This window comes from Neorhizobium sp. BT27B (assembly GCF_050455485.1).
Classification (GTDB): Bacteria; Pseudomonadota; Alphaproteobacteria; order Rhizobiales; family Rhizobiaceae; genus Neorhizobium.
The window spans coordinates 611,859-631,604 of sequence record NZ_JBCIYT010000001.1 but is presented as its reverse complement, the minus strand read 5'-3'; the positions used below and the strand labels follow the sequence as shown (position 1 = coordinate 631,604).

22 protein-coding genes are annotated in these 19,746 nt (G+C 60.7%); 13 read left to right on the top strand and 9 right to left on the bottom strand.

The window, feature by feature from the left end; translation table 11 throughout:
* Positions 1-153 precede the first annotated feature (153 nt).
* The 8 genes from AAIH70_RS03350 to AAIH70_RS03315 all read left to right on the top strand — a co-directional run bounded on the left by AAIH70_RS03350 (position 154) and on the right by AAIH70_RS03315 (position 5,688).
* Complete coding sequence (locus tag AAIH70_RS03350) at positions 154-408, top strand: hypothetical protein (RefSeq protein WP_430033105.1); 255 nt, start codon at positions 154-156, stop codon at positions 406-408.
* On the top strand, positions 405-500 hold the full coding sequence (gene pqqA, locus AAIH70_RS03345; protein ID WP_132272978.1) for a pyrroloquinoline quinone precursor peptide PqqA: 96 nt from the start codon (positions 405-407) through the stop codon (positions 498-500). Before AAIH70_RS03350 ends, pqqA begins: the two co-directional genes overlap by 4 nt.
* A 15-nt stretch (positions 501-515) precedes the next feature.
* On the top strand, positions 516-1,439 hold the full coding sequence (pqqB, locus tag AAIH70_RS03340; RefSeq protein ID WP_132272979.1) for a pyrroloquinoline quinone biosynthesis protein PqqB: 924 nt from the start codon (positions 516-518) through the stop codon (positions 1,437-1,439).
* Positions 1,420-2,202 carry a pyrroloquinoline-quinone synthase PqqC gene (gene pqqC, locus AAIH70_RS03335; RefSeq protein WP_132272980.1) on the top strand — a complete coding sequence of 261 codons (783 nt, stop codon included), beginning with the start codon at positions 1,420-1,422 and terminating at the stop codon, positions 2,200-2,202. Before pqqB ends, pqqC begins: the two co-directional genes overlap by 20 nt.
* Positions 2,199-2,531 (top strand): pyrroloquinoline quinone biosynthesis peptide chaperone PqqD, encoded by a 333-nt coding sequence (pqqD, locus tag AAIH70_RS03330; RefSeq protein ID WP_132272981.1) that lies wholly within the window; start codon positions 2,199-2,201, stop codon positions 2,529-2,531. Before pqqC ends, pqqD begins: the two co-directional genes overlap by 4 nt.
* The gene (gene pqqE / locus AAIH70_RS03325) at positions 2,528-3,637 is read left to right on the top strand and encodes a pyrroloquinoline quinone biosynthesis protein PqqE (RefSeq protein ID WP_132272982.1); all 1,110 of its coding nucleotides are present in this window, start codon (positions 2,528-2,530) and stop codon (positions 3,635-3,637) included. The genes pqqD and pqqE overlap by 4 nt, the downstream gene beginning before the upstream one ends.
* 94 nt (positions 3,638-3,731) lie before the next feature.
* Complete coding sequence (locus AAIH70_RS03320; protein WP_430033100.1) at positions 3,732-4,844, top strand: hypothetical protein; 1,113 nt, start codon at positions 3,732-3,734, stop codon at positions 4,842-4,844.
* Between the two features lie 223 nt (positions 4,845-5,067).
* Positions 5,068-5,688 carry a L,D-transpeptidase gene (locus tag AAIH70_RS03315; RefSeq protein WP_132272984.1) on the top strand — a complete coding sequence of 207 codons (621 nt, stop codon included), beginning with the start codon at positions 5,068-5,070 and terminating at the stop codon, positions 5,686-5,688.
* 55 nt (positions 5,689-5,743) lie between these two features.
* Here AAIH70_RS03315 and AAIH70_RS03310 read toward each other — a convergent pair whose 3' ends face one another.
* From AAIH70_RS03310 to AAIH70_RS03300, 3 genes are all read right to left on the bottom strand, one after another.
* Complete coding sequence (locus tag AAIH70_RS03310) at positions 5,744-6,160, bottom strand: DoxX family protein (RefSeq protein WP_132272985.1); 417 nt, start codon at positions 6,158-6,160, stop codon at positions 5,744-5,746.
* Between the two features lie 96 nt (positions 6,161-6,256).
* Positions 6,257-7,273 (bottom strand): zinc-binding alcohol dehydrogenase family protein, encoded by a 1,017-nt coding sequence (locus tag AAIH70_RS03305; RefSeq protein WP_132272986.1) that lies wholly within the window; start codon positions 7,271-7,273, stop codon positions 6,257-6,259.
* Positions 7,274-7,376: 103 nt separating this feature from the next.
* On the bottom strand, positions 7,377-8,585 hold the full coding sequence (locus AAIH70_RS03300) for an MFS transporter (RefSeq protein ID WP_245519101.1): 1,209 nt from the start codon (positions 8,583-8,585) through the stop codon (positions 7,377-7,379).
* Positions 8,586-8,876: 291 nt separating this feature from the next.
* Here AAIH70_RS03300 and AAIH70_RS03295 point away from each other — a divergent pair, with 291 nt between their 5' ends.
* The 3 genes from AAIH70_RS03295 to AAIH70_RS03285 all read left to right on the top strand — a co-directional run bounded on the left by AAIH70_RS03295 (position 8,877) and on the right by AAIH70_RS03285 (position 10,958).
* Entirely contained in the window at positions 8,877-9,782 is a 906-nt protein-coding gene (locus tag AAIH70_RS03295) for a diacylglycerol/lipid kinase family protein (RefSeq protein WP_132272988.1), read from the top strand.
* Between the two features lie 160 nt (positions 9,783-9,942).
* Positions 9,943-10,428: a hypothetical protein gene (locus tag AAIH70_RS03290; protein WP_132272989.1), complete on the top strand. Its 486-nt coding sequence runs from the start codon at positions 9,943-9,945 to the stop codon at positions 10,426-10,428.
* A 143-nt stretch (positions 10,429-10,571) separates the two neighbouring features.
* Positions 10,572-10,958: a tautomerase family protein gene (locus tag AAIH70_RS03285; protein WP_132272990.1), complete on the top strand. Its 387-nt coding sequence runs from the start codon at positions 10,572-10,574 to the stop codon at positions 10,956-10,958.
* Positions 10,959-10,974: 16 nt separating this feature from the next.
* Here AAIH70_RS03285 and AAIH70_RS03280 read toward each other — a convergent pair whose 3' ends face one another.
* Positions 10,975-12,309, bottom strand: a complete 1,335-nt coding sequence (locus AAIH70_RS03280) for a glutamine synthetase family protein (RefSeq protein WP_132272991.1) — start codon at positions 12,307-12,309, stop codon at positions 10,975-10,977.
* An 82-nt stretch (positions 12,310-12,391) separates the two neighbouring features.
* Here AAIH70_RS03280 and AAIH70_RS03275 point away from each other — a divergent pair, with 82 nt between their 5' ends.
* Positions 12,392-13,747: an aspartate aminotransferase family protein gene (locus tag AAIH70_RS03275; RefSeq protein ID WP_281033559.1), complete on the top strand. Its 1,356-nt coding sequence runs from the start codon at positions 12,392-12,394 to the stop codon at positions 13,745-13,747.
* A 21-nt stretch (positions 13,748-13,768) separates the two neighbouring features.
* On the opposite strand, the gene AAIH70_RS03270 is transcribed toward AAIH70_RS03275, so the two are convergent.
* Together AAIH70_RS03270 and AAIH70_RS03265 are read right to left on the bottom strand one after the other, a co-directional pair.
* A complete protein-coding gene (locus AAIH70_RS03270) occupies positions 13,769-15,295 on the bottom strand; it encodes an ArnT family glycosyltransferase (RefSeq protein ID WP_132272992.1) in 1,527 nt (508 codons plus the stop codon).
* Positions 15,270-16,289, bottom strand: a complete 1,020-nt coding sequence (locus AAIH70_RS03265) for a glycosyltransferase family 2 protein (protein WP_132272993.1) — start codon at positions 16,287-16,289, stop codon at positions 15,270-15,272. Before AAIH70_RS03265 ends, AAIH70_RS03270 begins: the two co-directional genes overlap by 26 nt.
* A gap of 80 nt (positions 16,290-16,369) precedes the next feature.
* On the opposite strand from AAIH70_RS03265, the gene AAIH70_RS03260 reads away from it, so the two are divergent.
* Positions 16,370-17,362: a lysylphosphatidylglycerol synthase domain-containing protein gene (locus tag AAIH70_RS03260; protein WP_132272994.1), complete on the top strand. Its 993-nt coding sequence runs from the start codon at positions 16,370-16,372 to the stop codon at positions 17,360-17,362.
* Positions 17,363-17,375: 13 nt separating this feature from the next.
* Here AAIH70_RS03260 and AAIH70_RS03255 read toward each other — a convergent pair whose 3' ends face one another.
* From AAIH70_RS03255 to amn, 3 genes are read right to left on the bottom strand one after another with little or no spacing between them, the layout of a single operon-like run.
* Positions 17,376-17,789, bottom strand: coding sequence for a type II toxin-antitoxin system VapC family toxin (locus tag AAIH70_RS03255; RefSeq protein ID WP_430033092.1), 414 nt, complete (start codon positions 17,787-17,789; stop codon positions 17,376-17,378).
* Between the two features lie 11 nt (positions 17,790-17,800).
* Positions 17,801-18,079, bottom strand: a complete 279-nt coding sequence (locus AAIH70_RS03250; protein WP_132272996.1) for a hypothetical protein — start codon at positions 18,077-18,079, stop codon at positions 17,801-17,803.
* A gap of 47 nt (positions 18,080-18,126) precedes the next feature.
* On the bottom strand, positions 18,127-19,626 hold the full coding sequence (gene amn, locus AAIH70_RS03245) for an AMP nucleosidase (protein WP_132272997.1): 1,500 nt from the start codon (positions 19,624-19,626) through the stop codon (positions 18,127-18,129).
* Between the last annotated feature and the right edge of the window lie 120 nt (positions 19,627-19,746).

The following is a 19,746-nucleotide window of genomic DNA, read 5'->3' as shown; positions in this document are numbered from 1 at the left end:
CAATGCCTATATGCCATGGGCTGCAGCAATCGATGCGGCCCGTGGCGAGAGCGTGCGCATGCCCTGCAAATATTGGTGAGCCCAGCCTTTACTGATGTGCTGCACGGGTGCAGTCTTTGATCATCAGATTGAACGGCCGGTGGCACCCGGAAAATGGCTTCTGTCGGTGAGATCAACGTGTTCATGGCGATGCCGGCCGCCGCAAGCGAATGGCTTCACTTTAATTTCATCGTCGCCGCGCTTCTTTTAGGAATTCCCAATCCTAAATTTACTGATATTGCACTGCGGAATCAGCTTTCCGGAAACGGCGCTTTCGAACGTCGTTTCCAGCACCGGCAACACTCTGGTGTCTCAGAAACAGTCCGAAGGCGTTGCCCTTTCGGATCATCAGAAGAGGTAAAATCATGAAGTGGCATGCTCCTAAGTTCAAGGAAGTCACCTGCGGCATGGAAATCAACCGTTATGCGCAGCCGGATGGCGAAGAACCGGTCCTGTTCTAATTGCAGGACACGGATTTGAACGGGAATACCGCATCTCTACGCTTTCTCGTTCTCGGTGCTGCCGCGGGGGGAGGGTTGCCACAATGGAATTGTGGTTGCCCCAACTGCGCGGCGGCACGCCGAGGCGAAATCGCACCCCAAACGCAATCCTCGCTGGCTGTCAGCGTCGATGGCGTCTCCTGGCTGGTTCTGAACGCATCGCCGGATATCCGCGCCCAGATGGAGCGGAACTCCGCACTTTGGCCGGCTGGTCTGCGTGGCAGCCCGATTGCCGGCGTGCTGGCGACCAATGGCGATGTCGACCATATCGCCGGGCTTTTGACGCTGCGCGAAAAACAGGAATTTTCGCTCTACGCCACCTCGGCGCTGTTGCAGACATTGTCGGACAACCCGATTTTCAACGTGCTGGATCCGGCATGCGTGACACAGCGGAAGATTGCGCTCGATCAGCCATTTTTCCCGCTGCCGCAGCTGGAAACGCGGCTGTTTGCCGTGCCCGGAAAAGTGCCGCTCTACCTCGAAAAGGGCGAGCCGCAACTGGGCACCGAAGGCGAGCAGACGATTGGCGTCGAATTTCGCGTCGGCGACCTGCGCGCCTATTACATTCCGGGCTGCGGCGAGGTGACGCCGGCTCTGGTACAGCGCATCGACGGTGCCGACCTGCTGTTGTTCGACGGCACGGTCTGGCAGGACGACGAGATGATCCAGCTGGGCGTCGGCATCAAGACCGGCCGGCGCATGGGCCATGTGCCGATCAGCGGCGAGGGCGGTAGCCTGGACGCGCTGTCGGCACTGTCTATCCGGCGACGGGTCTTTGTGCATATCAACAATACCAATCCGATCTGGCGCGCCGGGCCGGAACGGGCCGCACTTGAAGCGAAAGGCTTTGAAGTGGGCCATGACGAGATGGAGATCCGCCTTGCAGAACGCTGCCGATAGAACCGCCTTCGAGGCCCGCCTGCGCGCCATCGGCGCGGCCCGCTATCACGACAAACATCCGTTTCACCACCTGCTGCATGGCGGCGGTGCGAACATGGTTCAGGTGCGTGCCTGGGTGATCAACCGTTATTATTACCAGAGCCGCATTCCCTTGAAGGATGCCGCCTTCATGTCGCGCTGCGAGGATCCGGACCTGCGCCGCGCCTGGCGCAGCCGTATCGAGGATCACGATGGCGGCGTGGAAGAAGGCGGCGGCATCCGTCGCTGGCTGAAACTGGCGGAAGCGGTCGGCCTCGATCCCGATTACGTCGCCTCGACGCGCGGCGTTCTGGCCGGTACGCGTTTTGCCGTCGATGCCTATGTCCGCTTCGTGCGTGACAAGCCGATGCTGGAGGCGGTTGCCTCGTCGCTGACCGAACTGTTCGCGCCGGCCATTCATGCCAACCGCATTGCCGGCCTGCTGGAACATTATGCGTTTGCCGACGACCGGGCGCTCGCTTATTTCCGCCAGCGTTTGAACGAGGCGCCCAAGGATGTCGAGTTCGGGCTGAAATACGTGCTCGACCACGCCGATACGTTGGAAAAGCAGGATGCAGCGGCGGCGGCGCTGACCTTCAAGACAGACGTTCTGTGGTCGCAGCTGGATGCGTTGGCCTACGCCTATGTCAGCCCGGCTCTGCTGCCTCCGGGTGGCTGGGACGGACGCGAAGGCGTAACCGGTGATCTCGATGCCGAACCGCAGCGATTGAGGGCCGGAGAATGACCGAGGACACCGCAGTCGAGACCGGCGGGAATGCGAGCACGCCGGACATCGTCATCGATGGCGCGACGGTGGCGAAACTTGCCCGTGGCGTAAAACTGCGCGAGGACCCCGTGCGTGGCCAGACCGTACTTCTGGCACCGGAACGGGCACTGGCGCTGGATGATATCGCTGTTGCCATCGTCAAGGCGCTGGATGGGGTGAAGACGCTCGACATCATCGCCGCCGAGTTTTCCGAACTGTTCGGTGCGCCGAAGGATGACATCCTTGCCGACATGATTGCCTTCATCCGCGAATTCTCCAACCGTCGTATGCTGGAGATCGCGCGATGAACATGGTTGTCAAAGCGCCTGTGACCCGCGTGCGCCCATCTCCGCCGATCGCCATGCTGGCGGAGCTGACGCATCGCTGCCCGCTGGGCTGTCCTTACTGTTCAAACCCGCTGGAACTGGTGAAGGGGAGTGACGAGCTTTCCACCGCCGAATGGATCGAGACGTTTCGGCAGGCCGCCGAACTCGGCGTTCTGCACCTGCATCTCTCCGGTGGTGAACCGGCGGCACGCCGCGACCTGACCGAACTGACCAAGGCGGCCGCCGATCTCGGGCTTTATACCAATCTCATTACATCCGGCATCGGGCTCACCGAAAAGCGGCTGAACGAACTGGCCGAAGCCGGGCTCGATCATGTGCAATTGTCGATCCAGGGCTCGACCGATGCGATGGCCGATCGTGTCGGCAATTATCGCGGCGGTTATGCCCGCAAGATGGCGGTGGCCGGCTGGGTGGCTGCCACCGGCATGCCGCTGACCGTCAACGCCGTCTGTCACAAGCAGAACATGGATCAGATCGGCGACATGCTCGATCTGGCCGTCCAGCTCGGCGCCCGCCGCATCGAGGTGGCGACCGTGCAGTTTCACGGCTGGGCGGAAAGAAACCGCGCGGCCCTGATGCCGACCCGCGAGCAGGTGGAGCGCACAACGGCGCTGGTGGAAGAGGCGCGCAAACGGCTGGAAGGCGTGCTGGTCATCGATTACGTCGCTGCCGACCACCATGCGCGTTACCCGAAGGCCTGTATGGGCGGCTGGGGCTCCAGCGGCCTCAACGTCACGCCATCCGGCCGTGTTCTGCCCTGCCATGCGGCCGAAAGCATTCCGTCGCTCCATTTCGAGAGCGTGCGCGACGCGTCTCTGTCGCATATCTGGTACGACAGCAGCGCCTTCAACGCCTATCGTGGCGACGACTGGATGCAGGAACCTTGCCGCAGCTGCGACCGCAAGCATATCGACCACGGCGGCTGCCGCTGTCAGGCGATGGCGCTGGCGGGCGACCCGGCGGCGACCGATCCGGTCTGCGTATTTTCGCCGCATCACGCCGCACTGGCTGAACAGGCAACGCGGGATGCCGAGAGCCTCGAGACGGATTTTGTCTATCGCGGCTGAGACCGCCGGTATTTTTCCCTTCATTGACTTTGGCTGCGTCGGGCAGAGATAAGCGCCCGACGGGACCGGTTTTGTTGATGAAGGGAATGACAGGATGGATATGCGGCGGGCGATGACGGCGGCGCTGGTGGGGCTTGTCCTGATCATTGCGTGGAATATTCCGTTGCCGGGTCTCGACATGGCTGCTGTCGCTGATCAAACCGGCAGCAGCAGTGGTGTGGGCCGTTTCTCGATTTTCGCAATCTGGGTGATGCCACTGTTTACGGCCTTGGCGCTGGTCGAGATCCTGCGTCTGGTGACGGGTCGCCCGCGCCCGGGACAACCGGTCGGAGTCGTGGAGACGGTTGCGGTCGGGCTGATCGTTATCGTCATGACCGTTCTTGATGCCGGGGATATCGCGAATGCCCTGAGAGCAGGCGATCTTGTCGCTCTTGAGGGCGACAGTTTCTTGTGGCTGACGACGGCCACCTTTCTCGGCATGACGGCACTGACGGTGATCCTGTGTTTTCAGATCCGCATGCCGGGCTTTCGCAACGGTTTCTGGCTGTTGTGGGCTGTGGGGCCGCTCGTAGCGATGCCGAGACAGTTCGGTGGGCAGTTCGATCTGGTCAGAACAGGCGCGGTTGCGCCGACAGGCTGGTTGATTTTTTGCGGAGCCCATCTCGTCTGCGTGGTGGTGGCGATCGTCATGGTGGCGCTCTGGCGATCTGCCTGCATCCCGCAAGGTGAAGGTAAAGACGGTGAGACCAGTGCGCCGCTCGAGATCCTGATCTGGCCTTTCTTTCTGGCAACCTGGATCGCGCCGATGGCGATGAACGTTCTTGTCTTGGCCACGGACGAAGTCCTGTCTTTGCTGGCCGATCTGATCGGGTTGAGGTTTGCCGGTCTATGGATCTTTCTCGCCCAGTTGCGTCCTGTCTATTTTGGAATGGCGCAAATGGCCCTGTCGTCGCTCCTAATCCCTTTCCTTGTCTTCGCCTATGTCCGACATAACAGAAGCGTGATCCGCTCCGGTGCGCCGGTGACGCTGATCGCGACCATCATCGCGTTGATCCACATCGCATTTTTGGTCGCTTCGGAGGCTCTGGCTTGGAACTGGGGAATTTCAGTGAGCGGAATGGATCTGATCGCAGTTACGCTGACCATACTTGGCTTGCGCAATGGTAATGTATTCAAAGTCGCAGGTGCCGCGCCTGCAAGAGCTTGATCCCTGCCGGCGCAACGGCGATCGCAGTCATGCAGATCGCGAAAATGATACCGATGACGGTTCTGCCATATTGTTCGTCGCCGGATTGACCGCCATCAGGAATGGTGGGTTCCGTCCGCCCCACACCTTAACAAACCACTGACAGGGTAGTTTTCCTTAGCGGTTCATTAACCATGAATTCCTAATCCTTGGCCATCTTCTCGACTCACCAAGGACACAATTCATGTCGATCTCCCGCCGCGGCCTGATGTTCGGCCTGCCGCTGTTCCTCGCCGGATGCAGCGCCACGACCTACAATGCCCAGACGAACTATGCCGCGCTGCCGAACGAACAGTTCCCGATGAAGCAGGTGCCGATCGACAAGATCAATCCGGACCTGCGCCGTCAGGAAGTCGCTTATGCGTCCGCCTATGCGCCGGGCACCGTCGTCGTCGATACGCCGGCACGCCGCGCCTATTTCATTCTCGGCGGTGGCCGGGCGATCCGTTACGGCGTCGGTGTCGGTCGCGCCGGTCTGGCGCTGGCAGGCGATGCCTATGTCGGGCGCAAGGCCGAGTGGCCGACATGGACCCCGACCGCCAACATGCAGCGCCGCGAAGAGCGTTACCGCAAGCTCGCCGGTGGCATGCCGGGTGGCCCCAACAACCCGCTCGGCGCCCGCGCGATCTATCTCTATCGCGGTGGCAACGACACGCATTTCCGTATCCATGGCACCAACCAGCCGGAATCGATCGGTCATGCCATGTCGAGTGGTTGCATCCGCATGATGAACCACGACGTCATCGATCTCTATGCCCGCATCAATACCGGTGCCAAGGTCGTTGTGCTGCAGGCGACCGCCTGATCTTTGGCAATTCCTGATGAGAGGCCCGTCGGCACCCCGGCGGGCTTTTTGCGTTTCAGCGTAATTTCCAGGCAACCACCATCAGGCCGCCGATGACGGTGATATGTTCGGCGACAACATGGAATTCCATCGTGCGCATCGGCTCCTCCATCGTCCAGAAGTGATGGACGAGCGGAATGGTGAGCGCCGTAAAGACGCCGAGCGCACCCGCACCCAGCCATGTCCAGCGGTTGAGGATCACCAGAAGCGAGCCGCCGATCTGCACGATGATGGTGGCGATGTTGAAGGCGACCGCCGGCTCCAGCCCGAAATGCGCCATCTCCGCCACGCCGGCCGGGAAATCGATCAGCTTGGAAAGCCCACTGCCCCAGAAGGCGAAGGTGAGCAGGGTGCGCGCCAGATAACCGAACCACGTCGCGCCGGTCAGCGCGTTGATCGGATTGCCAAAATTGTTGGTCTGTGTCGTTGCCATGATATTTCCCCCTCAGACAGTGACGGGGAAATATGACTCGCTACCGACAAATGATAAAGTGTACTTTTGAAAGATGCACCTTAATCGTGTGTTGTATCAGAAACCCGACAGTACCAGCTTGCCGCGGGTCGTGCCACTTTCGAGCAGCGCATGCGCCTTTTTCAGGTTTTCCGCGTTGATAGGCCCGAGCACATCCGAGAGGGTGGTGCGGATTTTTCCGGCATCCACCAGTTCGGCCACATGGGTCAGCAGCTTGTGCTGTTCGATCATGTCTGCGGTCTGGAAAACCGGCCTTGCGAACATCATCTCCCAATGCACCGACAGGCATTTGCGCTTGAACGGGCGCAGGTCGATGACATCGGCGCTGTCGTCGATCAGCGTAAAGCGGCCCTGCGGCGCAATCAGTTCCAGCGCGTTGGAAAGGTGCTGGTCGGTCTGAGTGATGGAAAAGACAAAACCCGGCTGGCCGATCGCCATTTCGGCAATCTGGGGCGCAAGCGGTTTTGAATGGTCGATGACATGGTGGGCGCCGAGTTCGCGCACCCAGTCCTGTGTTTCCGGCCGCGAGGCGGTGGCGATCACGGTGACGTCGGACAATTCGCGCAAAAGCTGGATGGCGATCGAGCCGACCCCACCGGCGCCGCCGATCAGAAGCACGGCGTTCCATGCGCCTGCCACCTTGTCCTGAACCTTCATGCGGTGGAACAGCGCTTCATAAGCGGTGATCGCCGTCAGCGGCAGGGCGGCGGCTTGCTCGAAACTCAGCGTTTTCGGTTTCAGGCCGACGATGCGCTCATCGACCAGATGGAATTCCGCATTGGTGCCCTGCCGGTTGATCGCGCCGGCATAATAGACCTCGTCGCCGGGCTGGAACAGTTTGACGCCGGGGCCGACGGCTTTCACCACGCCGGCCGCATCATAACCGAGCACCTTGTACTGGCCGGGTTCGACCACGGCATTCTTGCGGGTCTTGGTATCGACGGGATTGACGGAAACGGCGCGGATTTCGACCAGCAGGTCGCGATCCTGTGGTTCCGGCACCGGCAGCTCGATGTCGAGAAGGGCAGTGTCCGATGTGATGGGCTGGTTCTGGTTGAAACCGACGGCGCGCATTGCTGTCTCCTGCATCTGGTGTGGAGAAGAACATGGCGTCTGGTTCATTAGGCTGCAAGGCGTATGGCAGGACTATCGGTCCTGCCATACGCGGCTATTCATCTCAGGCGGCCGTTGCCGTTTTCTTTTCCAAAGCCATGGAGGCCAGGAAGACGGCAAAACCGCCGGCCGACAGGAAGGCGCCGACATAACCGGTGGCGGCAAAACCCCAGCCGAGCGCAATCACCGAACCGCCCAGCCAGGCGCCGAGCGCGTTGGCAATGTTGAAGGCGGAGTGGTTGGAGGCGGCAGCCAGCGTCTGCGCGTCGGCGGCGACATCCATCAGCCGCGTCTGCAGGGCAGGGCCTGCGGCAAAACCGCAGCCGATCAGGAATACGCAGATGCACAGGACGACCGGATATTGCGCGGCAAAACCGAACACGCTCATGACAACGATGTTGAACAGCATCGTGCCGCCGATCGTGCCGGTAAGCGACACATCGGCCATGCGCGAGCCGACGATATTGCCGACATTCATGCCGATGCCGAACAGCGCGAGCACGACCGATACCATGGCGACCGGCATGCCGGCCGTTTCTGTCGTGGTCGAGGCGATGTAGGAAAACACCGAGAACATGCCGCCGAAGCCGACCGCGGCGATGCCGAGCGTCAGCCACACCTGGCCACGCGCAAAGGCCGAAAGTTCGCGCTTGATGCTGGCACCTTCCGAGACTTTGTCGCGCGGCTGAAAATACCACAGGAGCGCAACGGTCAATGCGCCGATGAAGCCGACCAGATAGAAGGCGGCGCGCCAGTTCAGCCACTGGCCGAGAATATTGGCGATCGGCGTGCCGACCAGCGTGGCGATGGTGAGGCCGAGCATGACGCGGCCGACGGCGCGGGCCCGTTTGTTGGGCGGCACCATGGAGGCGGCCACCAGTGCGGCCACGCCAAAATAGGCACCATGCGGCAGGCCGGTGATGAAACGCAGCGCGGTAAAACTGTAGAAATCCGGCGCCATGGCGCTCAGAATGTTGCCGATGGCAAACACGCTCATCAGCGACAGAAGCAGGCTGCGCCGGGTCATCTTGGCGGCAGCCACGGCAATGATCGGTGCACCGACGACGACACCCAGCGCATAGGCGCTGATCACATGGCCGGAAACGGGAACGCTGACGCCGTATGTTTTTGCGACGTCCGGCAGCAGGCCCATGATGACAAACTCACCGGTACCGATGCCGAACCCTCCCACGGCAAGGGCAATTTCGATGAGGATGATGGCGAGCGGCGACAAGGCCAAGGCTTCGCCGCGAACAGATTCGGGTTTATGCATGGAAATATCGGTCATGTTTTTAAGGTGATTGCGAAACGCAAAAAGAACGGGCGAAACCGGAAACCGGCTTGCCCGCGCTGGAGGTGTAGATCATCAAGATGATCTTGATGTAAAGCTAACATAGGATTTCGCGTTGCGGTAGAGCAGAACGAAATGAGTTTTTGCAATCACGCAATTGTGTGACTTCTTTGCAAGTCAGCTTTTTGTCAGCGTTGATCTTGCTAAGTGCATGCCTCGCAACCAATTTCCTGCTGAGCCGTTATCGGCAGCCTGTCCACCTGAAAGAAATTCATGAAACTCGTAGCCATCTTCAACCGCGACGGCGGCACCTTTCGAACCACCGACATGGTGGCCTATGCCGAACGCGCGGAAAAGATCTTTCGCGATGCGGGGCACGAGATCGATTGCCGCGTGGTGGCCGGCAAGGAGATTATCGATGCGATGGAAAGGGCGGCGGATGAACCCGGCGTCGAGGGCCTGATCGCCGGCGGCGGCGACGGCACCATTTCGGCGGCGGCGGCGATTGCATGGCGGCATGGTCTGGCGCTCGGCGTGGTGCCGGCCGGCACGATGAACCTGTTTGCCCGCTCGCTGAAACTGCCGCTCGACATCTTTTCGGTGCTCGACGTGCTGGCGAATGGCGAAGTTCTGCATGTCGATATCGCCAGCGCCAACGACCGCACCTTCATCCACCAGTTTTCCGCCGGCATGCATGCGCGCATGGTGCGTTACCGCAATTCGATGAATTTCGCCTCGCGACTGGGCAAGATCAGGGCAAGCACGCGTGCTGCCATGGGTGTCGTCTTCAATCCGCCAGTGTTCGAGATGGAGTTCAAGACGGAAGGGCAGGACGGCAAGCACAAGGTTTCGGCAATCTCCGTGTCCAACAACGAGTTCGGCCGTGATGCGCTGATGTATGCCGACGACCTGACCGGCGGCAAGCTGGGTTTTTACCTCGCCGAACCGCTGACGCCGCCGACGGCCATGAAGCTGTTTCTCGACATTCTGCGCGGCCGGCTGAAGGAAAACCCGGCGGTGACGGCGATGACGGCGACCTCGATCGAACTGCATTTTCCCAAAAGCCGCCATGACGTGCGCTGCGTTATCGATGGCGAACTTCTGCCGATGGCGCGCGACGTGCATCTGAAGATCCATGCCGGCGAATTGAAGGTTCTGGTGGCTCCGCAGACGGTGTGAACGGCTGTGCTCACTTTGCGCCAGATGAAAACTTGTAGTCGACTTTAAGCCTGCCTTAAGCACGCGAGCCTAGCCTTTCCCCATCCTCACGGGGATATTTTGATCAGGCAGGAGGCATGACCGCCTCTTTTTCCTGTCCGGATGTTAACGGGCGAGCACGATGGGTATTGCGTATAATTCGATGTTTTCATCGGGCACGACGGCAGTCGAACCTGATTTTATCTTTGAACTTCCCGATTTTACCGCGAGCTGCGAGGATGCCAGGGCCGGCATTGCCACCGTCTTTTCAGTGCGCAGCGATCTCTGCAGCAAGCTGGAGCTGAAGGTTCGCGACCTCAAGCGCCGCAACCCGCGCATGCCGAAACGGCAGGTGTCGCATCTGGCGCTCGTGGAGCTGATCACCGAGGAACGGGACTGCTTTCCGCCGCAGGAATTCGTTCTCCAGACCGATCTCGGCGATGGCGCAATTGCCATCGATACGATCGCATCCGCCGAAAAACTGCGTGCCAAACGTCTGCTGGCGGAGATGATGGAAACACCGGCGGAAACCGCGGAACGGCTGGCCGTGCGCGAGGCGCGGACGGATGCGTTTACGGTAAGGGCGCATGGGCAGATCGTGTCGGCGCTGTTGTTTGGGCGGGAGTGAGCGGGGGCCGCAAACAACTGCGCTTTTTCCGAGATTGTATGGAAAGAGGTTTCCCGCGCAGGTATATCAAGCGATAAACCGTGCTTGCTCCGTTTTTAGCCCTATATGATAGTATATCCTGATTTTTCAGGAGATATGCGGGAATGCCTTCTACACGTATCGAGACCCGTAGCGGGTGGATAGGCGAGCGCAAGCAGGATCTGATAGAAGCTGTGCAGAGAGCACTGGTTTCAGCCCTGAAAATTCCTGAGCATGACCGCTGCGTGCGTCTGCTGGAATATGATGAGGATTCGATCATAACGCCGCCGGGCAGGGGGCCGTCCTATCTTGTGGTGGAAGTGACGCTTTTTTCAGGACGCACGACGGACGCCAAACGCCGGCTTTACACGACACTTGTCGAAGAACTCGCCGCATTTGGCGTTCCAGCCGGTGACATCAAGACCATTCTTGTCGAAGTCCCTGCCGAGAGCTGGGGCCTCAAAGGGCTTCCTGCCAGCGAGCTTGATCTCGGTTACAAGATAGACGTCTGATAAAAGTACCTGCTTGTCACACCCGCGGCAGATAAGTCCGGTAATCGAAGTCGCTCACCGTGCGCAGATAGGCGATCGCCTCCTTGCGCTTCGTATCGCCATAAAGCTTCTGATAGCGCTCGCCAAACACATCGCGGATGAACGGCGAGGCGGAAAAATCCTCGACGGCGGTGAGAAAGTCGTGGGTCAGCCTTTTCGTGCCTTCGGGTACATCTTTCCCCGGTTCGGTCATCGGGCCGGGATCGAGCGTGTTTTCGAGGCCCAGCAGCATGCCGCCCAATATGGCCGCCAGCAGCAGATAGGGATTGGCATCGGCGCCGGCGACGCGGTGTTCGATACGGGCGCCCGGTCCATCGGTTTCCGGCAGACGGATGGCCGTGCCGCGATGGCCGATGCCCCAGTCGATATCGACCGGCGCGAACGAACCCGGCTGAAAACGCCGGTAGGAATTGGCAAAGGGCGCAAAGATCAGCTGCGCATCGCGCATCGTGTCGAGCATGCCGGCGGTGATCGATTTCAAAAGCGCCGGATCGCCGCCTTTGGCATCGAGGATGTTGTTGCCGTCTGCGTCGAGAATGCTGGCGTGGACGTGCAGGCCGGAGCCGGCGTGCTCGCCATAGGGCTTGGCCATGCAGGTGGATTTCAGTCCGTGTTTTTTGGCGGCCTGTTCGGCGATGCGTTTCAGGTAAAGGCAGTCGTCGGCGGCGGCCAGCGCATCGGCGCGGTGTTTCAGGTTGATCTCGAACTGGCCGGGGCCGAATTCGGCAGTGGTGGCATCACCCGGAAGCTTCATGGCCTCGATGTATGAGCGCACGGTTTGCAGATAATCGTCGAGCGCATCAGTTGCGCGCATGTCGTAGAGCTGAAAGCCGTTCGGCTCCTCGCGGTATTGCAGGCTCTTTGGCGGCTGCGGTTTGCCGGTCTCGCGCCAGTCATCCTCGACCACGTAAAATTCCAGCTCGGTGGCAACGACCGGTTTCAGGCCGCGTGCCTCGTATTTCGCAACGACCGAGGCGAGGATGGCGCGCGGATCCATGAAGCTGGGCTCGCCGCTGAGTTCATGCATGGTCGCAAGCACTTGGCTCGAGCCTTCCGGCGCCCATGGCATGGGCACATGGCTGCGTTTGTCGGGAATGCAGGTGCCATCAGGATCGCCCAGCGCCAGCGACAGTTGGGTGATGTCGTCATTGTCATCGCCCCAAATATCCAGCGATTGCGTCGAGGCCGGCAGCCGCACCGCTCCGGCCCACACCTTGTCGGCGGCGTCAGTCGGAATGCGTTTGCCGCGCAGATCGCCGTTCATGCCGACGATCAAAATCTCGATGCGGGAATTCTGGGTATCGGAAGCCATGCGAAAACCGTCAGTCAACTGTTGCGGAGACCCGTTGGTAGCAATTAAGAATCCTCTGCACAATCATGAGACGGAGTCCGCCGTGACCGCAAAACTGTCCAATCTCGCCGCCATCGATGCCGCCCACCATATGCATCCGTTCAATAAAATGACTGAGCTGAACGAGAAGGGCGCGCGGGTGATCGCCCGCGGCGAGGGCGTCTATATCTTTGATGGTACGGGGAAGAAATATCTGGATGCCTTTGCCGGCCTGTGGTGCGTCAATGTCGGGTATGGCCGCCGCGAGATCACCGATGCGGTGGCGCGGCAGATGCAGGAACTGCCCTATTACAACACCTTCTTCGGCACCACGACCGAACCGGCGACGCTGCTTGCCCAGAAGGTCACCGAACATGCCGGGCCGAACCTCAACCGCGTGTTCTTCACCAATTCCGGCTCCGAGGCGACCGACACATGGTTTCGTCTCGCGCGCGTCTACTGGAAGGCGCAGGGGAAAGCCGAAAAGGTGCAGGTGATTGCCCGTCGCAACGGTTACCATGGCTCGACGGTTGCCGGTGCCTCGCTCGGCGGCATGAAGCTGATGCACGAACAGGGCAATCTGCCCATCGAAGGCATCCACCATATCGGCCAGCCCTACTGGTATGCCGAGGGCGGCGATCTTTCGCCCGAGGATTTCGGGTTGAAGATGGCCCGCGAACTGGAAGCAAAGATCGACGAACTCGGCGAGGACAAGGTGGCCGCTTTCGTCGCCGAACCGGTGCAGGGGGCGGGCGGCGTCATCGTGCCGCCAAGCACCTATTGGCCGGAGATTGCCCGCATCTGCAAGGCGCGCAACATTCTACTGATCGTCGACGAGGTGATCTGCGGTTTCGGGCGTCTCGGTGAATGGTTCGGCCACCAGTATTTCGGCGTCGAGCCGGACATGGCGCCGATCGCCAAGGGCCTGTCCTCCGGTTATCTGCCGATCGGCGGTGTTCTGATCAGCGACCGCGTGGCCGATGTTCTGGCGCAGGAAGAAATCCATCACGGCTATACCTATTCCGGCCATCCGGTGGCGGCGTCTGCTGCGCTCGCCAATCTCGCCATTCTCGAAAACGAGGGGCTGGTGGAACGGGTGCGCGACGATATCGGCCCCTATTTCGCAAAAGCCTGGAAAAGCCTCGAGGATCACGACGTGGTCGGCGAGGCGCAGGTGGCGGGTCTGATGGGCGGGCTGCAGCTTTCGCCCGACAAGACCGTTCGCGCCCGTTACGCCAAACCGGACGATGCCGGCGTGCTGGTGCGCAACCATTGCCTGGAAAACGGTCTGGTGATGCGCGCCACCTCGGATCGCATGCTGGCTTCACCGCCGCTGGTGATCAGCCATTCGGAAGTGGACGAGATGATCGACAAGCTGCGCGGCGGGTTGGACCATTTGCGCGAAGCAAGAATGGGGTGAGGGAGAGCCGGCCTCGAAAACCTATTGAGCCGGCACCCACATATAGCCGAAAGTTGCGGTCTTGCCGCCGCCGGAAAACTGATAGGGCACGGTCATGGTTCTGCCCGGCGCGGTGAGCGCATTGCCGCTTTCTCGAAGCACGTTCAGCACGGCTGATGGTGCTGACTGTGTCGCCGCGTCCGGGTCTTCGCCGGTCCAGAGCACCAGCGTGCTGCCGGCTGCGGGTGCCACCGCGCCTTTTCTCAACGCTGCGTCTTCCGGCAGACGCAGTAACGCGTCCGGCAGGAGAATGCGTGCGGCACCGCCGAGAGCCGTGCTGTCGGTCAGTATGACGGTCGGTCGCTGATTGCCGTTTTCGGCCAGAACCCGTTCGACGAAAGCGCGGTAGGGGATCGTTTCCCTGCCATATTTGCCGAAATACGGCGCGACAATGTTGGCCGCCGCCAGATAGATGATGAACAGGGTGGCAACGCTCATGACGGCAATCGTCAGCCTTTTCAGGCCTGTCCGCGCCTCGACGCCAGCCGCATCGAGTTTCAGGCAGACATAAAGCGGAAACAGCATGAGGAAGGGTGCGAGCCATTTCTGGCGGATGCTGCTGGCGCCGAAGCCAAGTGCAATAAGCGCAACGATCGCAAGACAGGCAAGAAGCGTGATGCCCGTCAGCCGGGTCCAGCGGTTTTCCGCCTGCGATGCGGAGCGAATCTGGCCGGGAAAGGCGATGGCGAAGAAGATCAGCGTGGGCACGGCGCCCTGAAGCGCCGAAGTGATGATGGAGAGCAGGCCTTCGACGCGATCCAGCAGGGCGTTGCCATTGCCATCTTCGCGCATGGCCGAGATCGTGCCGGCGGTGGCGGTATCGACATTATTCAGAACCCACACCATGTGCGGCAGACAGATCAGCCCGGCGATGACCAGCGCCGGGACAAGGCGCCAGTCGAGCACGCGCTTGCGCAGGTCTGCATCCGCAAGCGCTGCAATGATGGCCGCGGTAGGCAGGACCACAAAATTGTATTTGGTGATGATACCAAGCCCGACGACCACGCCTGTGGCCAGATAGGCGATGAGGCTCGGCCGCGTCAGCGTGCGGAAAAAGGTCAGCAGGAACAGCGCGACGAAACAGAAGAGCGCGACGGCATGCGTCAGGTCACGCTGCACCATCACGATGATCGCCGGCATGGTCAGCACACCAAGCATGGCGGCGGTCGCCATGTCGCGATCCTTCAGCAGCGTGCGCGCAGCAAGTCCGAAGATGATGCAGGTCAGCGCAAGCAGCAGGTTCTTCAGCAGCGACAGGCCGAGGATGGAGGGCCCCAGCAGCTCGAACATGCCGATCTGCAGCCAGTTGTAGAAGGGCGGCTGGCGGCTGTAACCCATCAGCAGGTATTGCGACTGAAAGACCTGCTCTGCCTCATCCGGTTGAAGCGCGTCCGAGCGCACGAGGCGCAGGATCACCGAAAGCGCGAAATAACCGAGGATCAGCCACAGGATGACCGATGGTCGCGCGAGGAAAGATGAGGGTTTAGCCGTTGCGCTGGTCGCTGCCATAAACTTCCCTGACGATATAGCTGAGCGTGCTGTCGTCACGATAATAAACACGTGCCATCATCTCGGCGAGAATGCCGGTGGTGATCATCTGTACCGAAGACAGGAACAGCATGACGCCAATGAGGAACAGCGGCCGCGTGCCGATATCGTTGCCGAGGATGAACTTGTCGAAGCCGAGATAGGCAAGGATGATCGCCGAAATGGCGCCCAGCCCAAGACCCAGCGAACCGAAGAAATGCCCCGGCCGCGCCTTGAAGCGCATGAAGAACATCACCGACAACAGATCGAGGATCACGCGAAAAGTGCGCGAAATGCCGTATTTGGAGGCGCCATGTTCGCGGGCATGGTGGGTCACCGGCATCTCGCCGATGCGCGAGCTCGGCACCACGCCGGCCACCCAGGCCGGTATGAAACGGTGCATTTCGCCCATCAGCTGCACCTGCTTGATGATCGAGGCGCGGTAGATTTTCAGCGAACAGCCATAGTCGTGCAGGCGCACGCCGGTGATGCGGCCGATCAGCCGGTTGGCGATCCATGACGGGATTTTTCGCAGCACCAGACCGTCCTGCCGGTTCTTGCGCCAGCCGACCAGAAGGTCGAGTTCGCGGCGCTCCAGTTCCGACACCATCTGCGGAATGTCCTTCGGATCGTTCTGAAGATCGCCATCGAGCGTGGCGATCAGACGGCCGGCGGCCTGGTTGATACCGGCCTGCATGGCGGCCGTCTGGCCGAAATTGCGTTGCAGCGCGACGATCTTCAGATCGAGACCGGGCTGCCCGACAGAAAGACGGGCGTTCGCCAGCGTCGCATCGGTCGAGCCGTCGTCAACGAGAATGAGTTCCCACGGACAGTCATACGCGGTCATCGCTTCGCGCACGCGGGCAATCAGCGGGCCGACGCTTTCCTCTTCGTTGAAGATCGGCACCACCAGCGACAGTTCGACCGGTTCAGCCGAGGTTAGCCGGGACTGGATCGATTCTGCTGTTGTCGCCACTCTGTCTTTCTCCTAAAGCTCGGCTTTCGGGCATGATTGCGAAAGACGCCGCAAAAGCCGAAACATGAGGCATCCTCTATATGAAGAACGATCCGGTTGCCAGCCAAGGCCCGTGGATAATCCGCAACGCCATGTGGCTCGGTACGGTGGCGATCATCCTTGCCTACGCGCTGTTCATCGAATGGTTCTGGGGCTGGCTGGTGATCGTCGAGCGTTGGCAGAAGGCCGGCTGGGGTGCGGCGGTGCTGGCCATCGTGCTGCTGCTGACCACCTATGTTCTGCGCACCTGGCGTATCTACGATTATTTCCCGGCCGAAACGATGGGGCGTTTCGGCGTGTTGTTGCGGTTGGTGCAGGTCCACAACCTTCTGAACGTGATGATGCCGTTTCGCACAGGGGAGGCGAGCTTTCCGCTGCTGATGCGGCGTGAATTCGACGTGCCGCTGGCGCGCTCCACCTCTGCGCTTCTGGTGATGCGGCTGTTCGACCTGCATGCGCTGCTGGCCGCCGCCGCCGTCGGCAAAGCCCTTTCCATGTATTCGCAAGGTTATGGCGGCTGGGTGTGGCTGCTGTGGCTGACCTTTCTGGTGCTGCCGGCGATTGCCTTTGCGTTGCGCGGCCGGGCGGTCGAGATGCTGGCAAAAATCCTGCCATCGAGCGGCAAGGGCGCCAAACTGGAGCGGCTTGTCGAAGAAGCTGCCGCCGGCCTGCCTGCCAACAACGCTGCCTTCGCCCGCGCCTGGGGCGCGACGCTGGTCAACTGGTTCGTCAAGGTGGCGGTTCTTGCCTGGGTTCTCGTGTTGCTATGCGGGCTTGACCTCGGTGCGGCCTTCGGCGGCGGGCTGGGTGGCGAGCTGTCTTCCGTGCTGCCCGTGCATGCGCCGGCCGGTGTCGGCACCTATCCGGCCGGCATCACCGCCGGCGCCATCGCCTTTGGGGCGCCGACCACAAAGGCGGCGCTGGAAACTCTGGGGCAGGCTGCGGTCAACGCCCACCTGCTGATCATCATGTCCTCGCTGATCGGTACGGCGCTGTCACTCCTGGTGGCGCGTGGAGCCAAAGCAGGCGGCTGATCAGGCGAGTTGTTTATACGCAATCGTCGAGCAGGATCGCGATATTGCGAAGGTCTGTGGCTGTAGTCTGTCGAAGCTTTCGAACCAGACGTTCATCAGCTGTCACGAACTGGCATTCCTCCTGTCGCGCCAAGGCCAGATACATACAGTCGTAAGCGGGATGATCCAGCGCGAATGCTAGTTCTGCTGCCTCTGTAATCAGCGACCTCATTTCAACGAACTCTATGCCGGTGCTTTCGATGAGCATGGCTGCAAACCGGCCTTCGAGGGCCGAGAGTTCACTGCGGCGTACCTTTTTCCATAGGATATTTGCGCATTCGGCCAGCATCAGTTCGGGTGCCATCAGCCTTGAGTTGCGGCGAAGGGCCAAGGCCTTGTCCGTGCCCGCCTCGTTAACGACCCATTTGATGGCAACGCTGGCGTCCACAACGAAGGGCGTCATCGCTCATCGCGTCCCTCTCGCATCAGCACTTCGGAAGGTGTGTGCTTTCGTCCGGCCGTCAGCGCCCTAAATTCCTCCGCCAATGTTTCGAATGTCGGACTGCTTTGATGTCGGCCATGCCAGCCCATGCCGCGCATGTCTTCAATTGCCTGCATGCGCGCATGGTTCTTGGCCAGAATGCGCAACGCTTCTTCTACGGCGGCAGCATCGGAAAAGCCGGTGATTTCTTCGGCGTTTCTGACCAATTCATCGTCAAGTTTCACGGATCGGGTCATCTGGAGCCTCCATAGGCTCCAGATGATACGCCGCAATCAGGACAATGTCACTGGAACGCCGTCTCGTAGAAGCTTCTCAGCTTGCGCGAATGCAGGGTCTCCGTCGGCATTTCCGCCAGTTTCTGCACCGCACGGATGCCGATCTTCAGATGCTGGCTGACCTGCGTCTTGTAGAAGGCCGTCGCCATGCCCGGCAGTTTCAGCTCGCCATGCAGCGGCTTGTCGGAAACGCAGAGCAGCGTGCCGTAGGGTACACGGAAGCGGAAACCGTTCGCGGCGATGGTGGCCGATTCCATGTCGAGCGCGATGGCGCGGGCTTGGCTCAGGCGTTTGACCGGGCCGGCCTGGTCGCGCAGTTCCCAGTTGCGGTTGTCGATGGTGGCGACGGTGCCGGTGCGCATGATCCGCTTCAGCTCAAAACCCTCGAAGCCGGTGATCTCTTCCACCGCATCTTCCAGCGCCTGCTGCACTTCGGCGAGTGCCGGGATCGGCACCCAGACCGGCAGGTCGTCGTCGAGCACGTGGTCCTCGCGCATATAGGCATGCGCCAGAACGTAATCGCCCAGACGCTGGCTGTTGCGTAAGCCCGCGCAGTGGCCGACCATCAGCCAGGCATGCGGGCGCAGCACGGCGATATGGTCGGTGATCGTCTTCGCATTGGAGGGGCCGACGCCGATATTGACCAGCGTGATACCGGAATGATCGTCCTTCTTGAGGTGATAGGCCGGCATTTGCGGCAGGCGGCCGACCGCTTCCGGAGCGGAGGCAGCGCCGGCCGGGGTGATGATGTTGCCCGGTTCGACAAAGGCCGTGTAACCTTCGCCACCATTGGCCATCATGTCCCGCGCCCAGGCGGTGAACTCGTCGATATAGAACTGGTAGTTCGTGAACAGCACGAAGTTCTGAAAGTGGTCGGCGCCGGTTGCGGTGTAGTGTGCAAGGCGGGCCAGCGAATAATCGATACGCTGGGCGGTGAACGGGGCAAGCGGCGCCGGTTCGCCCGGCAGCGCCTCGTATTCGCCATTGGCGATCAGGTCGTCCGTATTGTTGAGATCCGGCGTGTCGAACAGGTCGCGAAGCGGATGGTCGGCCAAGGCGCTGTTGCCCGAAGCTTCGACATAAGCGCCTTCACCAAAGGCGAAATGCAGCGGGATCGGCGTGGTCGATTCCGAGACGATGACCGGCACATGATGGTTGCGCATCAGAAGGTCGAGCTGTTCGACGAGATAGTGCCGGAACAGCTTTGGGCGGGTGACCGTGGTCGTATAGACGCCCGGTGCCGAAACATGGCCATAGGAGATGCGCGAATCGATATGGCCGAAACTCGTGGTTTCGATGCTGACCTGCGGATAGAAGGCCCGGTAACGCCCGGCAACCGGTGCGCCGTGGGCGAGCGACTGAAACGCGTCGATCAGGAAGGCCGTGTTGCGTTCATAAAGGGCGATGAGGGCATCGACGGCCTGTTCGGCATCGTCGAAAACCTGCCGTTCGGCGGCAGCGGGGGAGATGCAGGTCATGGGGGTGATCGTCTTTATCCGTTTGTTCATGCAGCACTATAATACGCTGCGCGTCACAAGCGAAAGACATCTGTTTCATGGTTTGTGACATGAATCCGAAGCGGCTTCGGGACCATCGGTTGGAATGACGCCCGCGTGATGGAACATCAA

Bases quoted from the DNA above. Each gene is read 5' to 3' on its own strand.
- AAIH70_RS03310 (WP_132272985.1), bottom strand. From the start codon at position 6,160: ATGGCAACGACACAGACCAACAATTTTGGCAATCCGATCAACGCGCTG.
- AAIH70_RS03295 (WP_132272988.1), top strand. From the start codon at position 8,877: ATGAAACTCGTAGCCATCTTCAACCGCGACGGCGGCACCTTTCGAACC.
- AAIH70_RS03300 (WP_245519101.1), bottom strand. From the start codon at position 8,585: ATGCATAAACCCGAATCTGTTCGCGGCGAAGCCTTGGCCTTGTCGCCG.
- AAIH70_RS03250 (WP_132272996.1), bottom strand. From the start codon at position 18,079: ATGACCCGATCCGTGAAACTTGACGATGAATTGGTCAGAAACGCCGAA.
- pqqA (WP_132272978.1), top strand. From the start codon at position 405: ATGAAGTGGCATGCTCCTAAGTTCAAGGAAGTCACCTGCGGCATGGAA.
- pqqD (WP_132272981.1), top strand. From the start codon at position 2,199: ATGACCGAGGACACCGCAGTCGAGACCGGCGGGAATGCGAGCACGCCG.
- pqqE (WP_132272982.1), top strand. From the start codon at position 2,528: ATGAACATGGTTGTCAAAGCGCCTGTGACCCGCGTGCGCCCATCTCCG.
- AAIH70_RS03270 (WP_132272992.1), bottom strand. From the start codon at position 15,295: ATGGCAGCGACCAGCGCAACGGCTAAACCCTCATCTTTCCTCGCGCGA.
- AAIH70_RS03290 (WP_132272989.1), top strand. From the start codon at position 9,943: ATGGGTATTGCGTATAATTCGATGTTTTCATCGGGCACGACGGCAGTC.
- AAIH70_RS03320 (WP_430033100.1), top strand. From the start codon at position 3,732: ATGGATATGCGGCGGGCGATGACGGCGGCGCTGGTGGGGCTTGTCCTG.
- amn (WP_132272997.1), bottom strand. From the start codon at position 19,626: ATGAACAAACGGATAAAGACGATCACCCCCATGACCTGCATCTCCCCC.
- AAIH70_RS03305 (WP_132272986.1), bottom strand. From the start codon at position 7,273: ATGCGCGCCGTCGGTTTCAACCAGAACCAGCCCATCACATCGGACACT.
- AAIH70_RS03350 (WP_430033105.1), top strand. From the start codon at position 154: ATGGCTTCTGTCGGTGAGATCAACGTGTTCATGGCGATGCCGGCCGCC.
- AAIH70_RS03280 (WP_132272991.1), bottom strand. From the start codon at position 12,309: ATGGCTTCCGATACCCAGAATTCCCGCATCGAGATTTTGATCGTCGGC.
- AAIH70_RS03315 (WP_132272984.1), top strand. From the start codon at position 5,068: ATGTCGATCTCCCGCCGCGGCCTGATGTTCGGCCTGCCGCTGTTCCTC.
- AAIH70_RS03285 (WP_132272990.1), top strand. From the start codon at position 10,572: ATGCCTTCTACACGTATCGAGACCCGTAGCGGGTGGATAGGCGAGCGC.
- AAIH70_RS03260 (WP_132272994.1), top strand. From the start codon at position 16,370: ATGAAGAACGATCCGGTTGCCAGCCAAGGCCCGTGGATAATCCGCAAC.